The following is a 441-nucleotide window of genomic DNA, read 5'->3' as shown; positions in this document are numbered from 1 at the left end:
TCTTGCGGACGAGCTTGCGGTTCTCGAGGTCGGATCGCTGTTGGCCGACGGGGTGCAGCCCGTCATCGATCCGCTCCAGCGCGTTCTGGCCGCGATCGACCGCATTGCCGAAGGAGGTCGGGAAGCTGAATCCGCTCGGTTGGGTGGTGGAGCCGGCGGCCAGCGGCTGGCCATTGGCATCGACTGCGCGGGCGTCCTGGGGCTCGATCCAGACGATGTCCGATGAAGACGAGCCCGCTCCCTGAAAGTGCTGGCCATCCTCTGGTCGCACGCCGAATCCTACGGGCAGGTCGGTGTCGCCGGCCTCGGGAACGTGGGTTAGGTTCTCGAGCCGTTTCTGTACTTGGTCCAGGATCGTCTGGCTACGGTTCTCCTGCTGTTGCTGCAGCTCCTGGGCGGTGTTGTTGAGCTTCTGCTCGATGTTCTGATCGATGTTGCGCA

At 63.9% G+C, this 441-nt stretch carries 1 pseudogene; it reads right to left on the bottom strand.

What is annotated here, in order from left to right:
- Positions 1–441 (bottom strand): annotated as a pseudogene (locus tag JHD77_RS30515) (TIGR03752 family integrating conjugative element protein); the annotation flags it as partial.

Source organism: Pseudomonas sp. P20, assembly GCF_016463925.1.
GTDB lineage: Bacteria > Pseudomonadota > Gammaproteobacteria > Pseudomonadales > Pseudomonadaceae > Pseudomonas > Pseudomonas aeruginosa.
Note: the sequence above shows the minus strand (reverse complement) of the source record. Positions and strands in the feature narration are given on the sequence as shown.